This is a genomic window from Pantoea sp. CCBC3-3-1, from assembly GCF_007981265.1.
In the GTDB taxonomy this organism is placed as follows: Bacteria; Pseudomonadota; Gammaproteobacteria; order Enterobacterales; family Enterobacteriaceae; genus Erwinia.
The window spans coordinates 218,508-238,919 of sequence record NZ_CP034363.1 but is presented as its reverse complement, the minus strand read 5'-3'; the positions used below and the strand labels follow the sequence as shown (position 1 = coordinate 238,919).

14 protein-coding genes and 4 tRNA genes are annotated in these 20,412 nt (G+C 52.1%); 3 read left to right on the top strand and 15 right to left on the bottom strand.

Annotated features, from left to right (window positions below):
- Positions 1-777 (top strand): thiazole synthase, encoded by a 777-nt coding sequence (locus tag EHV07_RS00925; protein ID WP_147193983.1) that lies wholly within the window; start codon positions 1-3, stop codon positions 775-777.
- A complete protein-coding gene (thiH, locus tag EHV07_RS00920; RefSeq protein ID WP_147193981.1) occupies positions 774-1,901 on the top strand; it encodes a 2-iminoacetate synthase ThiH in 1,128 nt (375 codons plus the stop codon). The genes EHV07_RS00925 and thiH overlap by 4 nt, the downstream gene beginning before the upstream one ends.
- A gap of 10 nt (positions 1,902-1,911) precedes the next feature.
- On the opposite strand, the gene EHV07_RS00915 is transcribed toward thiH, so the two are convergent.
- From EHV07_RS00915 to EHV07_RS00850, 14 genes are all read right to left on the bottom strand, one after another.
- On the bottom strand, positions 1,912-2,928 hold the full coding sequence (locus EHV07_RS00915) for a glycosyltransferase family 32 protein (protein WP_147193979.1): 1,017 nt from the start codon (positions 2,926-2,928) through the stop codon (positions 1,912-1,914).
- A gap of 568 nt (positions 2,929-3,496) precedes the next feature.
- The gene (rpoC, locus tag EHV07_RS00910; RefSeq protein WP_147193977.1) at positions 3,497-7,717 is read right to left on the bottom strand and encodes a DNA-directed RNA polymerase subunit beta'; all 4,221 of its coding nucleotides are present in this window, start codon (positions 7,715-7,717) and stop codon (positions 3,497-3,499) included.
- A gap of 143 nt (positions 7,718-7,860) precedes the next feature.
- Positions 7,861-11,889 carry a DNA-directed RNA polymerase subunit beta gene (gene rpoB / locus EHV07_RS00905; RefSeq protein WP_147193975.1) on the bottom strand — a complete coding sequence of 1,343 codons (4,029 nt, stop codon included), beginning with the start codon at positions 11,887-11,889 and terminating at the stop codon, positions 7,861-7,863.
- A gap of 325 nt (positions 11,890-12,214) precedes the next feature.
- Positions 12,215-12,580, bottom strand: coding sequence for a 50S ribosomal protein L7/L12 (rplL, locus tag EHV07_RS00900; protein WP_034898574.1), 366 nt, complete (start codon positions 12,578-12,580; stop codon positions 12,215-12,217).
- A gap of 62 nt (positions 12,581-12,642) precedes the next feature.
- Positions 12,643-13,140, bottom strand: a complete 498-nt coding sequence (gene rplJ, locus EHV07_RS00895) for a 50S ribosomal protein L10 (RefSeq protein ID WP_147200487.1) — start codon at positions 13,138-13,140, stop codon at positions 12,643-12,645.
- 422 nt (positions 13,141-13,562) lie between these two features.
- Positions 13,563-14,267, bottom strand: a complete 705-nt coding sequence (gene rplA / locus EHV07_RS00890; protein WP_147193972.1) for a 50S ribosomal protein L1 — start codon at positions 14,265-14,267, stop codon at positions 13,563-13,565.
- A gap of 3 nt (positions 14,268-14,270) precedes the next feature.
- The gene (gene rplK / locus EHV07_RS00885; RefSeq protein ID WP_007886298.1) at positions 14,271-14,699 is read right to left on the bottom strand and encodes a 50S ribosomal protein L11; all 429 of its coding nucleotides are present in this window, start codon (positions 14,697-14,699) and stop codon (positions 14,271-14,273) included.
- A gap of 177 nt (positions 14,700-14,876) precedes the next feature.
- The gene (nusG, locus tag EHV07_RS00880; protein ID WP_147193969.1) at positions 14,877-15,422 is read right to left on the bottom strand and encodes a transcription termination/antitermination protein NusG; all 546 of its coding nucleotides are present in this window, start codon (positions 15,420-15,422) and stop codon (positions 14,877-14,879) included.
- Between the two features lies 1 nt (position 15,423).
- Complete coding sequence (gene secE, locus EHV07_RS00875; RefSeq protein WP_147193967.1) at positions 15,424-15,807, bottom strand: preprotein translocase subunit SecE; 384 nt, start codon at positions 15,805-15,807, stop codon at positions 15,424-15,426.
- A 229-nt stretch (positions 15,808-16,036) separates the two neighbouring features.
- Entirely contained in the window at positions 16,037-17,221 is a 1,185-nt protein-coding gene (gene tuf, locus EHV07_RS00870) for an elongation factor Tu (RefSeq protein WP_147193965.1), read from the bottom strand.
- Between the two features lie 113 nt (positions 17,222-17,334).
- A tRNA-Thr gene (locus EHV07_RS00865) sits at positions 17,335-17,410 on the bottom strand.
- Between the two features lie 6 nt (positions 17,411-17,416).
- Positions 17,417-17,491 (bottom strand) — tRNA-Gly (locus EHV07_RS00860).
- Between the two features lie 155 nt (positions 17,492-17,646).
- Positions 17,647-17,731, bottom strand: a tRNA-Tyr gene (locus tag EHV07_RS00855).
- 20 nt (positions 17,732-17,751) lie between these two features.
- Positions 17,752-17,827, bottom strand: a tRNA-Thr gene (locus tag EHV07_RS00850).
- A gap of 583 nt (positions 17,828-18,410) precedes the next feature.
- Between EHV07_RS00850 and coaA the strand changes: the two genes are divergently transcribed.
- Positions 18,411-19,361: a type I pantothenate kinase gene (gene coaA / locus EHV07_RS00845; protein WP_147193962.1), complete on the top strand. Its 951-nt coding sequence runs from the start codon at positions 18,411-18,413 to the stop codon at positions 19,359-19,361.
- Between the two features lie 37 nt (positions 19,362-19,398).
- Here coaA and EHV07_RS00840 read toward each other — a convergent pair whose 3' ends face one another.
- Positions 19,399-20,295: an alpha/beta hydrolase gene (locus EHV07_RS00840; RefSeq protein WP_147193960.1), complete on the bottom strand. Its 897-nt coding sequence runs from the start codon at positions 20,293-20,295 to the stop codon at positions 19,399-19,401.
- Between the last annotated feature and the right edge of the window lie 117 nt (positions 20,296-20,412).

The window sequence follows — 20,412 nt, the reverse complement described above, 5'->3', positions numbered from 1 at the left end:
ATGCTACAGATTGCTGATAAAACGTTTTCTTCCCGGCTGTTTACCGGCACGGGGAAGTTCGCCAGCCCGGCTATCATGCTGGAAGCGTTAAAAGAATCCGGTACGCAGCTGGTGACGATGGCAATGAAGCGGATAGATCTGCGCGGCAGCGACGATGGCATCCTTCTCCCTTTACAGCAGCTTGGCGTGCAGCTCCTGCCAAACACCTCCGGCGCGAAAACGGCGGAAGAAGCGATTTTTGCCGCCCGTCTGGCGCGTGAGGCGCTCGGTACCCACTGGGTCAAACTGGAAATTCATCCTGATGTGCGCTATCTGCTGCCTGATGCTATTGAAACGCTGAAAGCGGCTGAAGTGCTGGTCAGAGAAGGATTTACGGTACTGCCCTATTGCCATGCCGATCCGGTATTGTGCAAACGGCTGGAAGAAGCGGGCTGCGCCGCAGTGATGCCGCTTGGTGCGCCAATCGGCACCAATCAGGGACTCAAGACCCGCGATCTGCTGGCGATCATTATCGAGCAGTCGGGCGTTCCGGTAGTGATTGACGCAGGGATTGGCGCCCCCAGTCATGCCAGCGAGGCGCTGGAGATGGGTGCCGATGCGGTGTTGGTGAATACCGCAATGGCATCAGCCAGCCAACCCGTCCAGATGGCGCGCGCTTTCAGGCTGGCCGTTGAGGCTGGCGAACTGGCTTACCGCGCCGGTCTGGGAAGTCGTCATCAGCAGGCCGTTGCCTCCAGTCCGCTTACGCGCTTTTTGCAAAGCGGAGAGGCGATATGAAAACATTTGTCTCACAGTGGGAAAAGCTGGAATGGGATGATATCCGCCTGCGGATCCACAGCAAAACATCGGCTGATGTGGAACGGGCGTTAAATGCGCCCAGAGTCGGCCGGGAGGAACTGATGGCGTTATTATCTCCAGCTGCTCAGGCGTGGCTGGAACCGATGGCGCAAAAAGCGCAGATGCTGACTCGCCAGCGCTTCGGCCATGCCGTCAATCTTTTCGTGCCGCTCTATCTTTCCAATCTTTGCGCCAACGACTGCACCTATTGCGGTTTTTCCATGAGTAACCGCATTAAGCGCAAAACGCTGGATGCGGCTGAAATTGAGCGTGAGTGTCAGGCGATCCGCGCGATGGGTTTTGATCAGCTGCTGCTGGTAACGGGTGAGCATCAGACCAAAGTCGGCATGAACTATTTCCGCCAGCATCTGCCGGCAATCCGTCAGCATTTCAGTTCGCTGATGATGGAAGTCCAGCCAATGAGTGAACCTGAATATGCCGAGCTGAAAACGCTGGGGCTGGATGGCGTGCTGGTTTATCAGGAAACGTATCATTCGGCGGTTTACAGCCAGCATCACCTCAAAGGCAACAAGCAGGATTTCTTCTTCCGGCTGGAAACACCTGACCGGCTCGGGCGGGCTGGCGTGGATAAAATTGGCCTGGGTGCGCTAATTGGCCTGTCTGACAGCTGGCGAACCGACTGCTATATGATGGCAGAGCACCTGCTATGGCTACAGAAAACCTACTGGCAGAGCCGCTATTCCGTCGCTTTCCCTCGCCTGCGTCCCTGCGCGGGCGGTATTCAGCCTGCTTCAATAATGGATGAAGCACAGCTGGTACAGGTGATTTGCGCTTTTCGACTTTTTGCACCAGAAGTGGAACAGTCGTTGTCGACAAGAGAATCGCCTGAGTTTCGCGACAAAGTTGTGCCGCTGGCTATCAACACGGTGAGCGCCTTCTCAAAGACGCAGCCCGGAGGGTATGCTAACGGCCAGAGCGAGCTGGAGCAATTCTCTCCGCACGATAACCGTCGCCCCCAACAGGTTGCAGAGGCGTTAATCCAGGCGGGTATGCAGCCAGTATGGAAAGACTGGGACAGCTATTTGGGAAGAGCGCCCATTTAAGCGATACGCTTTACGCCGGGCTGCCAGGCATGTCGCTAAACGGCATTTTTGGCAGCGTTTCTTTGCTTTCGGCAAACAATACCTGACCGATCAGGCTGTCTTTATTAATTGCGCCATAACGCAAATTTGTCGCCAGATATTTGCGATCCAGCCCGGTCAGCTTTACCAACGGCGGTAAAACATCGGGAACCCGGTCAATCATAAACATCCGACTTAATTTTACCGCATCCCAGCTCACCAGGCGCTGATAAAATATGGCGTTGGCTTCACATTTCCTTAAATAGAAATTGTACTGACTAAATTCGCGTAAAGCCTGCTGCTGGGTGATATTCAGAATCAAATACTCTGGATCGGTAATTCGCTGTAGAATTTCGGTGTAATTAGGTAAATTTTTCAACTGAATGAAATGATTGCGTGCGCCCAACTCAACAATAGGACGGAAATAATGCAGCCAGCGTTTAATAAAGTCGCTATTTTTGGGTACTGCCATAAACCAGGTTTCAATGATGGGATAATGCTTATCAATCGTTGAGACATCACGATAGAAGGCAACCATGTCATAACGGTTATCGAGGTTGACCGCCAGCAGCTCATCAAGGCTACGGTTCAGGATAGTCGACGCATCCATCCAGATACCGCCATATTTATAGAGCAACTCCAGGCGAATGACATCACTCTTGTGGGCGACTTTTATATCCTGATGCTTAAATACCAGACCCGGCAGGTACTGCTGTAAATTGGCGTTGTTAACCACCGTTAGCGTATAGCCCGGATTTTCACGAGAAACTTTATTAACGAAACACTGTATCTCATGAGGAAGGGTTTCACCGGCCCAGAACATCCAGATTTGCTTTGGTATCGCTTCTGATCCTCTCTGGTGCCTGATGATATCTAAATCTTGTTCAAGAGCAGGATTGTATTCCGCCATTTTGCCACGCTTCAACAGAACCTTTTCGGCACGCAAGCGTATTGAAACTGCATTTTTTAATAGCGGCAGCGCAAGTGCCTTGAGCTTAGTCTTGTTCATAACCCCTCCATCAACCGGGCGGTCAAATTAACCGGCTGGTTCAGACGCAACGAAAGAAACCCGAAACAGGGTTTAATGTGGACATTAATATGTTTAAAAGGAAATTAACAAACAGACTCAAATCTAACAACTTTTTAATTATTTAACAGGGGGATTTAAGACAAAGCTCAGCATGGAAATGCAATTACAACCTCCATAAGGGAATAAGAACCTGTCAGACAATAAATTATTACTGATGAATGCTGATGGTTTAACTGCCTGCTTTTTATGGCATTCCTCGTAATTTTAATAAACGCTATTTTGTTTCTCTAATAAAGCCTGGATCGCTATTCCATAAAAAATGTTTGCCGCTGGCCGCTTTTCGCTTTCCGGGTAAAGTGTATTCCGTTGAGGTCATGTCGGCATCAACCGGGCCCGATGTTTCTTCCACGCTGTCGGGCTCGCCTCCCTACCCTTTTCCTGGCTGAAAGCCAATCGGCTTACCAACGCTTGTGGCTCCGCCAGCCTGAATTTCCGGCATAAAAAAACCGCTCCGAAGAGCGGTTTTTTAACGTGGCTTTAGCAACGATTAATCGTCGTTACCGCCCAGACCTGCGTTCAGCAGCTCTGCCAGGCTGGCGGAAGCTTCGTCTGCGGTCACCTGAGGTGCCACAGTCACTTCGCCTGCCGCTTTACGGCGCATACGATCCTGGTGATAAGCGTAACCGGTACCGGCTGGGATCAGACGACCCACGATTACGTTCTCTTTCAGGCCGCGCAGTTCGTCGCGTTTGCCCGCAACGGCTGCTTCGGTCAGTACGCGCGTCGTTTCCTGGAACGATGCCGCAGAGATGAAGGATTCGGTCGCCAGTGACGCTTTGGTAATACCCAGCAGATCGCGCATATAGGTCGCTGCGATTTTGCCGTTGGCTTCCAGTTCACGGTTAGAAATCTTAACGCGTGACACTTCAACTTGCTCGCCGTCCAGGAAGTCGGTGCTTCCTGCGCTTGCGATGGTTGCTTTACGCAGCATCTGACGAACGATGACTTCGATGTGCTTATCGTTAATCTTAACGCCTTGCAGACGGTAAACTTCCTGCACTTCGTTAGTGATGTAACGCGTCACCGCATGCACGCCACGCAGACGCAGAATGTCGTGTGGTGATTCTGGGCCATCGGAAACCACGTCACCGCGCTCCACGCGTTCACCTTCGAACACGTTCAGCTGACGCCATTTCGGAATCATCTCTTCGTAATGATCGCTACCGTCAATCGGGGTGATAACCAGACGACGCTTCCCTTTGGTTTCTTTACCGAAGGAAATGATACCGCTGATTTCAGCCAGGATTGCCGGCTCTTTCGGACGACGGGCTTCGAACAGGTCAGCAACGCGTGGCAGACCACCGGTGATGTCCTTGGTACCGCCAGATTCCTGAGGTACACGAGCCAGGGTATCACCCGAGCTGATCTTCACGCCATCTTCCAGCTGCACAATCGCTTTACCCGGCAGGAAGTACTGAGCAGGCATATCGGAGCCTGGGATCATGACATCGTTGCCGTTGGCATCAACAATTTTCAGCGCTGGACGCAGATCTTTACCACCGGCAGTACGTTCTGCACTGTCCAGGATCACCAGAGATGACAGACCGGTCAGGTCATCAGTCTGGCGGGTAATGGTCTGGCCGTCGATCATGTCAGTGAAGCGAATGAAACCGCTCACTTCGGTGATGACCGGCATGGTGTGCGGATCCCAGTTTGCTACGGTCTCGCCCGCTGCAACCTGCTCACCATCACCTTTCGCCATGGTCGAACCGTAAGGAACCTTATAGCTCTCTTTAGTACGACCAAATTCGTCGATCATTTTCAGCTCGGTGTTACGTGAAGTAACAACCAGCTTGCCAGCGGAGTTGGTAACCGACTTGGCGTTGATCAGTTTCAGCGTACCTTTGTTCTTCACCTGGATGCTGGATTCAGCAGCCGCACGAGATGCCGCACCACCGATGTGGAACGTACGCATCGTCAGCTGTGTACCCGGCTCACCGATGGACTGTGCTGCAATAACGCCGATGGCCTCACCTTTGTTGATGATGTGACCACGCGCCAGATCGCGTCCATAACAGTGTGCACACACACCGAAGTCAGTTTCGCAGCTTACAACAGAACGCACTTTCAGGCTGTCGACAGAATGCTCTTCCAGCAGGTCACACTGTTGCTCGTGCAGCAGGGTGTTGCGTGGCAGCAGGATGTCTGCAGTGCCTGGCTTGAGAACGTCTTCTGCGGTCACACGACCCAGAACGCGCTCGCGCAGTGGTTCTTTCACGTCGCCACCTTCGATGACCGGAGTCATCATGATGCCTTCGTGCGTGCCACAGTCGTCTTCGGTAACCACCAGATCCTGTGCCACGTCAACCAGACGACGGGTCAGGTAACCGGAGTTAGCGGTTTTCAGTGCGGTATCCGCAAGACCTTTACGCGCACCGTGCGTGGAGATGAAGTACTGGAGTACGTTCAGACCTTCACGGAAGTTCGCGGTAATTGGCGTTTCGATGATGGAACCATCTGGCTTAGCCATCAGACCACGCATACCGGCCAGCTGACGAATCTGCGCAGCAGAACCACGCGCACCGGAGTCGGCCATCATAAAGATGCTGTTGAAGGAGACCTGACGCTCTTCCACGCCGTCACGGTTAATGACAGTTTCGGTAGACAGGTTTTCCATCATGGCTTTCGCAACGCGTTCGTTGGCCGCAGCCCAGATATCGATCACTTTGTTGTAGCGTTCGCCAGCGGTTACCAGACCAGACTGGAACTGCTCCTGGATCTCAGCCACTTCCGCTTCCGCTTCGGTGATGATTTCCACTTTCTTCTCTGGGATAACCATGTCGTCGATACCAACAGACGCGCCGGAGCGTGCTGCATAGGCAAAGCCGGTGTACATGGTCTGGTCAGCAAAGATAACGGTCGGCTTCAGGCCCAGGATGCGGTAACAGGTGTTCAGCATCTTGGAGATCGCTTTCTTACCCAGCGCCTGGTTGACGATGGAGTAAGGCAGACCTTTTGGCACGATCATCCACAGGATGGCACGGCCAACGGTAGTATCGATGATGCTGGTTTTAGCAACCCACTCACCCTGCTCGTTTTTCTCGTGTTCGGTAATACGTACCTTAACGCGAGCGTGCAGCGACGCCAGGCCAGCGCGATAAATGCGCTCAGCTTCTTTCGGACCGGTCAGCACCATGCCTTCGCCTTTGGCGTTAACACAGTCACGGGTCATGTAGTACAGACCCAGTACAACGTCCTGTGAAGGAACGATGATTGGCTCACCGTTCGCTGGCGACAGGATGTTGTTGGTAGACATCATCAGCGCACGCGCTTCCAGCTGGGCTTCCAGCGTCAGCGGTACGTGAACAGCCATCTGGTCACCATCGAAGTCGGCGTTATAAGCCGCACAAACCAGCGGGTGCAGCTGGATCGCTTTACCTTCGATCAGAACTGGCTCAAATGCCTGGATACCCAAACGGTGCAGCGTTGGTGCACGGTTCAGCAGTACCGGGTGTTCGCGGATCACTTCGTCCAGGATATCCCAAACGACAGCTTCTTCACGCTCAACCATTTTCTTGGCGGCTTTGATGGTGGTAGCGAGACCACGCAGTTCCAGCTTGCCGTAGATGAACGGTTTGAACAGTTCCAGTGCCATTTTCTTCGGCAGACCACACTGGTGCAGACGCAGGTATGGACCAACGGTGATAACGGAACGACCAGAGTAGTCAACACGTTTACCCAACAGGTTCTGACGGAAACGACCCTGCTTACCTTTGATCATGTCGGCCAAAGATTTCAGAGGACGCTTGTTCGAACCGGTGATCGCACGACCGCGACGGCCGTTATCCAGCAGCGCATCAACCGCTTCCTGCAGCATACGTTTTTCGTTACGTACGATGATATCTGGCGCAGCCAGATCCAGCAGGCGCTTCAGACGGTTGTTACGGTTGATCACGCGACGATACAGATCGTTCAGATCTGACGTGGCGAAACGACCGCCGTCCAGCGGCACCAGCGGACGCAGATCCGGTGGCAGTACCGGCAGCACGGTCAGGATCATCCACTCTGGCTTGTTGCCAGACTGTACGAACGCTTCCAGCAGCTTGATACGCTTGGTCAGCTTCTTACGCTTGGTTTCGGAGTTGGTTTCGTTCAGCTCTTCACGCAGCTGCTCGCATTCCTGCTCCAGATCCATGTTTTTCAACAGCGCCTGGACTGCTTCCGCACCCATCTTCGCGTCGAACTCGTCACCAAACTCTTCCAGCGCGTCCAGATACTGCTCTTCAGTCAGGATCTGACGGCGCTCAAGGTTGGTCATGCCGCCTTCAACAACCACATAAGATTCGAAGTACAGCACGCGCTCGATATCACGCAGTGGCATGTCCAGCAGTAAACCGATGCGCGATGGCAGCGATTTCAGGAACCAGATGTGCGCAGTTGGGGAAGCCAGCTCAATGTGGCCCATGCGCTCACGGCGAACTTTGGTCTGTGTAACTTCAACGCCACACTTCTCACAGATCACGCCGCGATGTTTCAAACGCTTGTACTTACCGCACAGGCATTCGTAATCTTTTACCGGCCCGAAAATACGCGCACAGAAAAGCCCGTCACGTTCTGGTTTGAACGTACGGTAGTTGATGGTTTCTGGCTTTTTAACTTCACCAAAAGACCAGGAACGGATCATGTCTGGCGAGGCCAGAGCAATTTTGATCGCATCAAACTCTTCGGTCTTAGTTTGCGCTTTCAGAAACTTAAGTAAGTCTTTCACGGATTAGCTCCCGTCGGAGTGAGACTTCTCAAAACAACCCGGTACTCACCAGGCTGTCCTGTAACCAGTACGAACTTGAGGTATTACACCTCTGTCTTTCGGGCCGCAGCGGTATTAACCGCGGCCCGAAATGGGACAGAGGGTTACTCGTCTTCCAGCTCGATGTTAATACCCAGCGAGCGGATCTCTTTCAACAGTACGTTGAAGGATTCCGGCATGCCCGGTTCCATCTGATGGTTGCCGTCAACGATGTTTTTATACATCTTGGTACGGCCGTTGACGTCATCAGACTTAACGGTCAGCATTTCCTGCAGGGTATAAGCGGCACCGTATGCTTCCAGTGCCCACACTTCCATCTCACCGAAGCGCTGTCCACCGAACTGCGCTTTACCACCCAGCGGCTGCTGAGTAACCAGGCTGTAAGAACCGGTAGAACGTGCATGCATCTTGTCATCCACTAAGTGGTTCAGTTTCAGCATGTACATGTAGCCAACGGTTACCTGACGCTCAAACTGCTCGCCGGTACGGCCATCAAACAGGGTGATCTGACCGGAAGAAGGCAGGCCGCCGAGCTGCAGCAGCTCTTTGATCTCGCTCTCTTTCGCGCCGTCGAACACTGGCGTGGCAATTGGCATACCTTTTTTCAGGTTCTCAGCCAGACGCAGAACTTCATCGTCGGTGAAGGTATTCAGGTCAACTTTCTGACGCACATCCGTGCCCAGATCGTACGCGCGCTGAATGAACTCACGCAGTTTGGACACTTCTTCCTGCTTCTTAAGCATAGCGTTGATCTTCTCGCCAATGCCCTTCGCAGCCATACCCAGGTGGGTTTCAAGAATCTGTCCAATGTTCATACGTGATGGTACGCCCAGCGGGTTCAGTACGATATCGACCGGCGTACCGTTCTCATCGTATGGCATATCTTCGATCGGGTTGATCTTGGAGATAACACCTTTGTTCCCGTGACGACCTGCCATTTTGTCACCAGGCTGGATCTGACGTTTAACGGCCAGATACACTTTAACGATTTTCAGCACGCCAGGTGCCAGGTCATCGCCCTGAGTGATTTTGCGGCGCTTCGCTTCGAGTTTCTTCTCAAACTCGTGCTTCAGCTCATCGTACTGTCCAGCCAGCTGTTCCAGCTGGTTCTGCTTGTCTTCGTCGGTCAGGCCGAGTTCTAACCAGCGCTCGCGTGGCAGCTTGTCCAGTTTTTCCGCTTCAACGCCGCCGGAAACCAGCAGGTAGTTGATACGGCTGAACAGGCCAGCTTCGAGGATCTGCAATTCTTCAGACAGGTCTTTTTTCGCCTGCTTCAGCTGCATCTCTTCGATTTCCAGCGCGCGCTTGTCTTTTTCCACGCCATCGCGGGTGAAGACCTGCACGTCAATAACGGTACCAGACACGCCGTTTGGTACGCGCAGAGAAGAGTCTTTAACGTCAGACGCTTTCTCACCGAAGATCGCACGCAGCAGCTTCTCTTCTGGCGTCAGCTGGGTTTCACCTTTCGGCGTTACCTTACCAACCAGAATGTCGCCACCGGTCACTTCCGCACCGATATACACGATACCGGACTCATCCAGTTTGGAGAGCGCAGCTTCACCCACGTTAGGGATGTCAGCGGTGATCTCTTCTGGCCCCAGCTTGGTGTCACGAGACACACATGCCAGTTCCTGAATGTGGATGGTGGTGAAGCGATCTTCCTGTACCACGCGCTCGGAGACTAAGATGGAGTCTTCGAAGTTGTAGCCGTTCCACGGCATGAACGCGACGCGCATGTTCTGACCCAGTGCCAGTTCGCCCAGATCCGTTGAAGGACCGTCGGCCAGCACGTCACCACGTTCAATTGGTTCGCCCAGGTTGACACACGGCATCTGGTTGATACAGGTGTTCTGGTTAGAACGGGTGTACTTGGTCAGGTTGTAAATGTCGATACCGGCTTCGCCCGGATACATTTCGTCTTCGTTAACTTTGATAACGATACGGGATGCATCAACGTACTGTACGGTACCACCACGTTTCGCTACGGCTGTTACACCGGAGTCAACCGCTACCGCGCGTTCCATACCGGTACCAACCAGCGGCTTATCAGCACGCAGAGTAGGAACCGCCTGACGTTGCATGTTTGCACCCATCAATGCGCGGTTGGCGTCATCGTGCTCCAGGAACGGGATCAGTGACGCACCGACGGAAACCACCTGTTGGGTGGAAACGTCCATGTAGTCAACCTGATCGCGGCTGAACAGGCTCGATTCGCCTTTGCTACGGCAGGTCACCAGGTCGTCTACGAAGTGACCTTCGTCGTCGAGGTTGGTGTTCGCCTGAGCGATAACGTAGTTACCCTCTTCAATTGCAGAGAGGTAATGAATTTCGTCGGTCACCACGCCTTCGCGAACGCGACGGTATGGGGTTTCCAGGAAACCGTACTCATTGGTCTGTGCATACACAGACAAGGAGTTGATCAGACCGATGTTTGGACCTTCCGGCGTTTCGATTGGACACACGCGACCGTAGTGAGTCGGGTGAACGTCTCGAACTTCAAAGCCTGCACGCTCACGCGTCAGACCGCCTGGACCCAGTGCAGAGATACGACGTTTGTGCGTAATCTCAGACAACGGGTTGTTCTGGTCCATAAACTGTGACAGCTGGCTGGAGCCGAAGAACTCTTTCACCGCCGCCGAAATTGGCTTGGCGTTGATCATGTCCTGTGGCATCAGGGTGTCGAGATCGCCCAGAGACAGACGCTCTTTCACCGCACGCTCTACGCGCACCAGGCCGACACGGAACTGGTTTTCAGCCATTTCGCCGACGGAACGGATACGACGGTTGCCGAGGTGGTCGATATCATCCACTTCGCCAATACCGTTACGGATACCGATGAGCTTCTTCATCACTTCAATGATGTCGTCTTTGCTCAGGATACCGGAACCTTCGATCTCGTCACGCAGCAGAGAACGGTTGAACTTCATACGACCTACCGCTGACAGATCGTAGCGGTCTTCGGAGAAGAACAGGTTCTCGAACAGGTTTTCAGCCGCTTCACGCGTTGGTGGCTCACCAGGACGCATCATGCGATAGATCTCAACCAGCGCGCTCAGGCGATCGGTTGTTGGATCGACACGTACGGTCTCAGAGATGTACGGGCCGTGGTCCAGATCGTTGGTAAACAGCGTTTCGATGCGCTTATGGCCAGACTGGCTCAGCTTCGCCAGCAGATCCAGCGACAGCTCCATGTTAGCGGCAACGATCAGCTCGCCGGTGCTTTCATCGATGTAATCTTTACCGACGACTTTACCTGCGATGTATTCAACCGGAACTTCGATGTGCTCAACGCCATCTTTTTCCAGCTGACGAATGTGGCGTGCAGTAATGCGACGGCCTTTCTCAACGTAGGTCGTACCGTTGGCTTCGATATCGAAAGAGGCTGTCTCGCCGCGCAGACGCTCTGGCACCAGTTCCATCTGCAACTTGTTGTTGCGGATTTCGTAAACCACTTTCTCAAAGAACAGGTCAAGGATCTGCTCAGTGGTGTAGTTCAGGGCGCGCAGAATGATGGTCGCAGGCAGTTTACGGCGACGGTCAATACGAACGAACAGGTTGTCTTTCGGGTCAAACTCAAAGTCCAACCATGAACCACGGTAAGGGATGATACGTGCGTTATACAGCACTTTACCCGATGAGTGGGTTTTACCCTTATCGCTGTCGAAGAAGACGCCAGGACTACGATGCAGCTGAGAAACGATAACCCTTTCCGTACCGTTGATGACAAAGGTACCGTTATCGGTCATGAGCGGAATTTCGCCCATGTAAACTTCTTGCTCTTTGATGTCCTTAACGGTGCCTTCCGGCGCTTCGCGCTCGTAGATCACCAGGCGCAGCTTCACGCGTAAAGGTGCAGAATACGTGACGCCACGGATCTGACACTCTTTCACATCAAAGACAGGTTCGCCTAAACGGTAGCTGACATATTGCAGCTCGGAATTACCGCTGTAGCTTTGGATAGGGAATACGGAACGGAATGCAGCTTCCAGACCATACTGACCTTCCGGATCTTGCTCGATGAACTTCTGGAACGAGTCAAGCTGGATAGAAAGGAGATAAGGAATGTCCAGAACTTGTGGACGCTTTCCAAAATCCTTACGAATACGTTTTTTCTCGGTATAGGAGTAAACCATAGGGTTCCTCAGCTCGCTGAAAAGTAGAACCTCTCTGTCCGTCCAGGGGGGACAGTTCATGCGACACTATTTTGTTGGTCCGGAATGAAGAGCTTCTTTCCGTAATATCTCTTTCTGCCACTCTCAAATCATTTCATTGCCGTTGGCACAGCAGGGAACCGTGCGGAAAAGCAGTATATTGAGGCGTCGATAGAGAAAGATATTAAGCAAATCAATGGCTAAACAGTGTGAAACGCCATTGGTGCTGTAGAGCGCAAAAAGGCTGGTGACTATAAAGTCACCAGCCATCAGCCTAAAATACTAGGCTGCAACCTGAAAGGTTGGCTTATTTAACTTCAACTTCTGCGCCAGCTTCTTCCAGTGCTTTCTTCAGAGCTTCTGCGTCGTCTTTGCTGATGCCTTCTTTCAGGGCAGCAGGTGCAGACTCAACCAGGTCTTTAGCTTCTTTCAGGCCCAGACCAGTTGCGCCACGTACTGCTTTGATCACGGCAACTTTGTTAGCGCCGATAGCTTTCAGTACAACGTCGAACTCAGTTTTTTCTTCAGCAGCTTCAGCAGGGCCTGCAGCAACAGCTACAGCGGCAGCAGCAGAAACACCGAATTTTTCTTCCATAGCGGAAACCAGCTCAACAACGTCCATTACAGACATAGCTGCTACTGCTTCCAGAATTTGATCTTTAGTGATAGACATGACAATTGTTCCTGTAAATCAGAAATAGTTTATACGTTAAAGTGCAACAGACCAAAAAGTGCTTATGCAGCTTCTTTGGCGTCGCGTACGGCTGCCAGAGTGCGGACCAGTTTGCCTGCAGCGGCTTCTTTCATGGTCGACATCAGACGTGCCAGCGCTTCTTCGTAAGTTGGCAGAGTTGCCAGACGGTCAATATTTTCCGCCGTGATCAGCTCACCTTCAAAGGCCGCAGCTTTGACCTCAAATTTTGCATTCGCTTTCGCGAACTCTTTGAACAGACGAGCAGCAGCGCCCGGGTGTTCCATAGAGTATGCAATCAGGGTCGGACCAACAAACGTGTCTTTCAGGACCTCAAACTGAGTTCCTTCAACGACGCGGCGCAGCAGGGTGTTACGAACAACACGCATGTAAACGCCAGCTTCACGACCTGCTTTACGCAGTTCAGTCATTTTGTCTACGGTCACGCCGCGGGAATCCGCAACTACCGCAGACAGCGCGCCTTTGGCTACTTCGGTGACTTCAGCAACAATCGCTTGTTTGTCTTGAAGATTTAATGCCATTAGCTTGTGCTCCTGGATTTTTGACCGGAGAAGGATTCCTCCGGAACTCACATCACCTGCCAACGTTTCCGAAGACAGGCGCTCAAACACGGTGAGCAGAATCCAGCAAAGACTATAAATATATTCTTCAGGTTCTGTCACCGTCTACGCAGGAGATTAAGTTTCTTTCGAAACACCTGCGGTCTTGGACGGAGGCCTGGATAAGGCCAGGCTCCAACCGAAAATTCTGTCTATCCTGCCCCATTCGAACTGATACTGCGTTGGCTGCTCTCGCTCACCTCAGTCACATAGCGAGCTATGCTCCTGACGATTCACTTTTTTGCCGCCTTGTCTCAGTCCGACTGGCTTGAATAGGGGTTCTGTATATTAACAGAACAACGGGCGTAAGATTCTAGTCGAAAATTTCGCCCGCGTAAAGCAGATTAGTTAGCAGCAGCGTTCAGGCCAGCCTGATCAACTGCAACGCCTGCACCCATAGTGGTGGAGAGGCTAACTTTCTTGATGAAAACGCCTTTCGCCTGAGATGGTTTTGCTTTTTTCAGCGCAACCAGCAGGGATTCCAGGTTTTCTTTCAGTTTATCTGCATCGAAATCAACCTTACCGATAGTGGTATGGATGATGCCGTTTTTGTCGTTACGGTAACGAACCTGACCTGCTTTAGCGTTCTTAACCGCTTCTGCAACGTTAGGGGTTACGGTGCCAACTTTCGGGTTTGGCATCAGACCACGTGGGCCCAGAACCTGACCCAGCTGGCCAACAACGCGCATTGCATCTGGAGATGCGATAACAACGTCAAAGTTCATTTCGCCTTTTTTGATCTGGTCAGCCAGATCTTCCATACCTACCAGTTCAGCGCCTGCAGCTTTAGCAGCTTCAGCGTTTGCACCCTGGGTAAATACGGCAACGCGAACGGAACGGCCAGTACCGTGTGGCAGTACAGTTGCACCGCGAACGTTCTGATCGGATTTACGAGCATCAATGCCCAGATTTACAGCTACGTCAACGCTTTCTACGAACTTAGCAGTCGCCAGTTCCTTCAGCAGAGCAACAGCTTCGTTGATGTCATACTGTTTAGTTGCATCAACTTTGTCACGGATCACGCGCATGCGCTTGGTCAGCTTAGCCATTTCTTAGTCCTCTACTACCAGGCCCATGGAACGAGCAGTACCTTCGATGGAGCGAGTCATCGCTTCAACGTCAGAACCAGTCATGTCCGCAGCTTTGGTTTCTGCGATTTCACGTACCTGAGCACGTGATACTTTACCTACTTTGTCTTTGTTCGGCTTGCCGGAACCAGACTTGATACCCGCCGCTTTCTTCAGCAGAACTGCTGCTGGAGGCGTTTTGGTAACGAAGGTGAAAGAACGGTCAGAATAAACGGTAATAACAACCGGAGTTGGCAGACCTTTTTCCAGGGATTCTGTTTTTGCGTTAAACGCTTTACAGAATTCCATGATGTTAACGCCTTGCTGACCCAGCGCTGGACCCACTGGTGGGCTTGGGTTTGCCATACCGGCTGCAACCTGCAGCTTGACGTAGGCTTGTACTTTCTTAGCCATGATAATTCCTCTATTGGGTGCGATCGCTCCAGAAGGAGCTCCCCGTAATTAATATTCACGCGCTAAAGCGCATAAAAACAAAAGGCGCGAAATTGTAGGGCAATTTCGCGCCTCTCGCAACTGATATTGCATCGCCAGGCTTACTTTTTAATCAGGTAAGTTGGCTATGCCTGCTTATCAGCTTTTCTCAACCTGTCCAAAGTCCAGCTCAACCGGCGTTGCACGGCCAAAGATGGAAACGGAAACTTTCAGGCGGCTTTTTTCATAATCCACTTCTTCAACCACGCCGTTGAAGTCAGCAAACGGACCGTCATTAACACGGACCATTTCACCCGGCTCAAACAGGGTTTTCGGACGTGGCTTATCGCCAGCAGACTGCAGGCGGTTCATGATCGCGTCGACTTCTTTATCGCTAATAGGTGCCGGACGATCGGAGGTACCACCAATGAATCCCATGACGCGCGGCACGCTGCGCACTAAGTGCCAGCTTGCATCGTTCATGACCATTTGTACCAGTACATAGCCTGGGAAGAACTTGCGCTCGCTCTTGCGACGCTGGCCACCACGGATCTCAACCACTTCTTCGGTTGGAACCATGACTTCGCCAAAGAGTTCTTCCATGTTATGTAATTTGATATGCTCGCGCAGCGACTGGGCTACACGGCCTTCAAAGCCGGAAAACGCCTGAACGACGTACCAGCGCTTTTTTGGAGCTTCAGACATCTCAGAACCTCAGGCCAGTGATAAACGAGACGAGACGGACCAGAATACCATCCAGTCCCCACAAAATCAGTGACATCACGGCAGTGACCGCGGCAACGATTAACGTGGTGTGCAACGTTTCCTGACGAGTAGGCCAAATAACCTTGCGAACTTCAGTGCGCGCTTCGCGGGCAAAAGCCAGCGTTGCTTTGCCTTTCGTCGTCAGCAGCGCAATGCCACCTGCTGCTGCGATCAGGATTACTACGGCCAGCGCGCGCAGTGGGAGGGTAACTTCACGATAATAGTAGTTGCCTACGACAGCTACGATCAGCAGCAATGCCACACCTGTCCACTTTATCGCTTCCAGGCCGCGCCCGCTCCCTTGAGCTTCGGTATTAGCACTCATAAACCAACCTGCCACAATAAATCAGAAACTATTTTGCCGCGTTTTACGCGGCAACCGAACCGAATAATGCTGTCAGGCGAAACTCGGCATATAACGCCGTGCTACAGAGCCTGCCTCAGCAATGATTATGGCTGAAAATCACTGATGAGCCAGGTTCTATGTTACAGCGTGCAAAAAGGGCATCAAATGATGCCCTCTTCTTGTACGTTGCGTCAAATATTATCAGCGATTAAGCGATAACTTTAGCGACAACGCCGGCACCAACAGTACGGCCGCCTTCACGGATTGCGAAACGCAGACCGTCGTCCATCGCGATTGGATGGATCAGGGTAACAACCATCTGAATGTTGTCGCCAGGCATTACCATCTCAACGCCTTCTGGCAGTTCGATGGTACCGGTCACGTCAGTTGTACGGAAGTAGAACTGTGGACGGTAGCCTTTGAAGAACGGAGTATGACGGCCGCCTTCGTCTTTGGACAGGATGTACACTTCAGATTCGAACTTGGTGTGTGGCTTGATTGAGCCTGGCTTAGCCAGAACCTGACCACGCTGGATATCTTCGCGCTTGATACCACGCAGCAGGATACCACAGTTCTCACCCGCACGGCCTTCGTCCAGCAGCTTACGGAACATTTCAACGCCGGTACAGGTTGATTTCACGGTATCTTTGATACCAACGATTTCAACTTCTTCACCCACTTTAACGATACCGCGCTCTACACGACCGGTAACAACGGTACCACGGCCAGAGATAGAGAATACGTCTTCGATTGGCAGCAGGAACGGCTTGTCAATTGCGCGCTCTGGTTCTGGGATGTAGGTATCCAGGTGACCAGCCAGCTCGATGATCTTAGCTTCCCACTCAGCTTCGCCCTGCAGTGCTTTCAGTGCAGAACCGCGAACGATTGGCAGGTCATCACCAGGGAAATCATAAGCAGACAGCAGCTCACGCACTTCCATCTCAACCAGTTCCAGCAGCTCTTCGTCATCAACCATGTCACATTTGTTCATGAACACGATGATGAATGGAACGCCAACCTGACGACCCAGCAGGATGTGCTCACGGGTCTGAGGCATTGGGCCATCAGTCGCAGCAACAACCAGGATCGCGCCGTCCATCTGAGCAGCACCGGTGATCATGTTTTTCACATAGTCGGCGTGGCCTGGGCAGTCAACGTGCGCGTAGTGGCGAGTTGGGGTGTCATATTCAACGTGAGAAGTGTTGATGGTGATACCACGAGCTTTTTCTTCTGGCGCGTTATCGATCTGGTCGAATGCACGAGCAGAACCGCCGTAGGTTTTAGCCAGAACGGTGGTGATAGCAGCAGTCAGGGTAGTTTTACCGTGGTCAACGTGGCCGATAGTACCAACGTTGACGTGCGGTTTGGAACGTTCAAATTTTTCTTTAGACATCGCTTGTCCCTCTAAGACACGGATAAATCGGTGATATCACCACATCAACCAGGCAGCGCCTGAACTGTTGAATTTTAACGTACAGAGAAGAATCAGGGAGGGAGATTTAGAAGTGGTGCTGATACCCAGAGTCGAACTGGGGACCTCACCCTTACCAAGGGTGCGCTCTACCAACTGAGCCATATCAGCACGGCTTGGAGCGGGCAGCGGGAATCGAACCCGCATCATCAGCTTGGAAGGCTGAGGTAATAGCCATTATACGATGCCCGCATCCTGGAACTCGGCTACCTGTTCTGTCTGTAGCTTGTGAACAGCTGAAAAAGTTTCCCAGCTATTCGAGTCAACCCGCATTTGCTTGATGACTCTGACTGTGCTTGAGCTCAGTCTGAAATCTGCATTTGCAACCTCAAACTGCGAGGCCGAAATGGTGGTGGGGGAAGGATTCGAACCTTCGAAGTCGATGACGGCAGATTTACAGTCTGCTCCCTTTGGCCGCTCGGGAACCCCACCAGGGGTACTTCGTTACTTGATGGTGCCGGCTACCGGAATCGAACTGGTGACCTACTGATTACAAGTCAGTTGCTCTACCAACTGAGCTAAGCCGGCATCAAGTGGAGCGCATTCTAGGAAGACTGGCGGCGGGATGCAACAAAAAAATTGCGATAAAAGTCCTTATGGCTACTATTTGTGCGATTCTTCGCAAATTAGCGCTTCCGACCTGCAATATCGTTCAAATATGCAGCATTACGGCGCTTTTTTCATGCAGGCTTTTTCACGCCGAAGTACGCATCCTTCCTCTTTTCTCTTATGAGGATTCCTTCCATCAGGCGTTTTATTGCTTTAACTCCTCAATATGAAAGGTTCAACTGCCTGTTTTTTAGACGCCCGATTTTCTTTTATCCCATGAAGGGTGGCTAAAAACGGATTGCAGTCAGAGAAGGCATGACTGACTTTGCGGTTAATCAGGTTAGCGAGATGATTGCCAGCGAATTATTCAATAAATGCGGGAGCCGTTACGTTTGCGTCCGCAGGTTATATTTTTACTTCTGATTACTTGCCGTGTGGTGTTAACCTCCTGCCTATTGTTTTCTGAAATTTACCTTAGTGCGTACGTAAAATGGGATTTTCCCTTCTTTACCGGCAGTTCTGACGTTACGACGGGCTAATTCTTGCTGGCAGAAGCATGCATATGAGTAAAAAAGACTCCTTGTTGACTACACCCTATCTGCAATTTAACCGTTCGCAATGGGCCGCGTTGCGTGATTCCGTGCCGATGACGCTGAGTGAAGATGAAATTGCGCAGCTTGAAGGGATTAACGAAGATCTCTCTATAGATGAAGTGGCGGAGATTTATCTGCCGCTCTCACGTCTGCTGAACTTCTATATCAGTTCAAATCTACGCCGTCAGGCGGTGCTGGAACAGTTCCTGGGTACAAACGGACAGAAGATCCCCTATATCATCAGTATCGCCGGTAGCGTAGCCGTAGGAAAAAGCACCACGGCGCGTGTGTTACAGGCGTTACTGAGCCGCTGGCCGGAGCATCGTCGCGTTGAGCTCATCACCACCGATGGCTTTTTGCACCCTAACGAGGTGTTAAAAGAGCGCGGGCTGATGAAAAAGAAGGGGTTCCCACAATCTTACGACATGCACCGGCTGGTCAATTTTGTCTCTGAGTTGAAATCAGGCGCTTCGCAGGTCACTGCACCTGTTTATTCACACCTGATTTACGACGTCATTCCTGAAGGGGACAAAACGGTACAGCAGCCCGATATTTTGATTCTGGAAGGGCTGAACGTTTTGCAGAGCGGAATGGATTATCCCCACGATCCGCATCACGTCTTTGTCTCAGACTTTGTCGACTTCTCTATCTATGTTGATGCGCCTGAGGATTTGCTGCGCCACTGGTATATCAATCGTTTTCTGAAATTCCGTCAGGGTGCGTTTACCGATCCGGATTCCTATTTCCATCACTACGCGAAATTACCCGCCGACGAAGCGGTAGGTGTTGCCACACAGCTGTGGGAAGAGATCAATCTGATGAACCTGAAAGAGAATATTCTGCCAACGCGTGAGCGGGCGAGCCTGATTATGACCAAAAGCGTCAATCATGCGGTTGACCTGGTCAGATTGCGAAAATAGCGGCTGGCCACCTCTGCCGGAGGTGGCATTCTCTCGTTTAGCGACGTGCCGCAAGCCAAATCGAATAGGCTTCATCCCAGATCGCCGCAGGCGATCCTGCCCTGCCTAAACCAAAACCATGCCCACCGCGAGTAATTTTAATCTGCTCAACCGGTACGCCCATCCGCCGACAGGTATCGTGCATAATTTGTGTATTATGCGGATTCGACACATGATCGTCCTCGGCCTGTGCTAAAAACGTCGGCGGAAACTGGCGCGTTACGTAGTTTTCTACTGACCAGCTCGCTTCATCAGCCGGCGACGCATTTTTACCCAGCATTTCCAGGTAGGTATTAGTATGCGTGTAAGGCGGTTCGAGCGTAATAACCGGATAGATTAGCGCTGCGGTGTCGACCACAGGACGAATCAGATCCAGAGAGTCTTCCGGCTTATAGGTGGCAAAATCTGGCCGCGCTGCCGCCATCCCCATCAGATGGCCGCCAGCGGAAAAGCCTAACAGATGGACTTTCCGCTCCATTGAACGTACCAGCCTGATCGCCCGCTGCGCATCCTGCAACGGGGCCAGTCGCCCGGCTCGCCATTTTTCGTGAGGTAAGCGGTAACTCAGCACGTAAGCTGTATAGCCGCGAGCGTTTAGCCAGCGAGCGACAGGCCAGGCTTCACCACCCATCCCTATCCAGCGATAGCCGCCGCCGGCAGCAATTAATACCGCAGAGCCGTTCGGGTTTTCCGGCTGGAAGCGCTGAATAGCCGGACTAACGATATTCGACCATGAACCGTTTGTGGAAACGCGCAGCTCTCCGCTGGGCCCACCGCCGCCAGGTGGCTCATCCTGCCAAAGCGGAATAATATCCTCTCTGGCGAAAAGTTTTCCGGTGGTCATCGCCAACAGCGTTGCGCCAGTACCCAGCATTAACCGACGACGACTAATCATCTGACATCGCTGTCCTCAATAAGAAATTAGCTACAGGCCGCGCAGCAGATGGCCGCGAGGTCATTAACGGGTATAACAGAAGTGCCGGGGGCTTTTACGCAAAAGGTTTCTGTCACA

Bases quoted from the DNA above. Each gene is read 5' to 3' on its own strand.
- EHV07_RS00925 (WP_147193983.1), top strand. From the start codon at position 1: ATGCTACAGATTGCTGATAAAACGTTTTCTTCCCGGCTGTTTACCGGC.
- thiH (WP_147193981.1), top strand. From the start codon at position 774: ATGAAAACATTTGTCTCACAGTGGGAAAAGCTGGAATGGGATGATATC.
- EHV07_RS00915 (WP_147193979.1), bottom strand. From the start codon at position 2,928: ATGAACAAGACTAAGCTCAAGGCACTTGCGCTGCCGCTATTAAAAAAT.
- rpoB (WP_147193975.1), bottom strand. From the start codon at position 11,889: ATGGTTTACTCCTATACCGAGAAAAAACGTATTCGTAAGGATTTTGGA.
- rplL (WP_034898574.1), bottom strand. From the start codon at position 12,580: ATGTCTATCACTAAAGATCAAATTCTGGAAGCAGTAGCAGCTATGTCT.
- rplJ (WP_147200487.1), bottom strand. From the start codon at position 13,140: ATGGCATTAAATCTTCAAGACAAACAAGCGATTGTTGCTGAAGTCACC.
- rplA (WP_147193972.1), bottom strand. From the start codon at position 14,267: ATGGCTAAGCTGACCAAGCGCATGCGCGTGATCCGTGACAAAGTTGAT.
- rplK (WP_007886298.1), bottom strand. From the start codon at position 14,699: ATGGCTAAGAAAGTACAAGCCTACGTCAAGCTGCAGGTTGCAGCCGGT.
- nusG (WP_147193969.1), bottom strand. From the start codon at position 15,422: ATGTCTGAAGCTCCAAAAAAGCGCTGGTACGTCGTTCAGGCGTTTTCC.
- secE (WP_147193967.1), bottom strand. From the start codon at position 15,807: ATGAGTGCTAATACCGAAGCTCAAGGGAGCGGGCGCGGCCTGGAAGCG.
- tuf (WP_147193965.1), bottom strand. From the start codon at position 17,221: ATGTCTAAAGAAAAATTTGAACGTTCCAAACCGCACGTCAACGTTGGT.
- coaA (WP_147193962.1), top strand. From the start codon at position 18,411: ATGAGTAAAAAAGACTCCTTGTTGACTACACCCTATCTGCAATTTAAC.
- EHV07_RS00840 (WP_147193960.1), bottom strand. From the start codon at position 20,295: ATGATTAGTCGTCGTCGGTTAATGCTGGGTACTGGCGCAACGCTGTTG.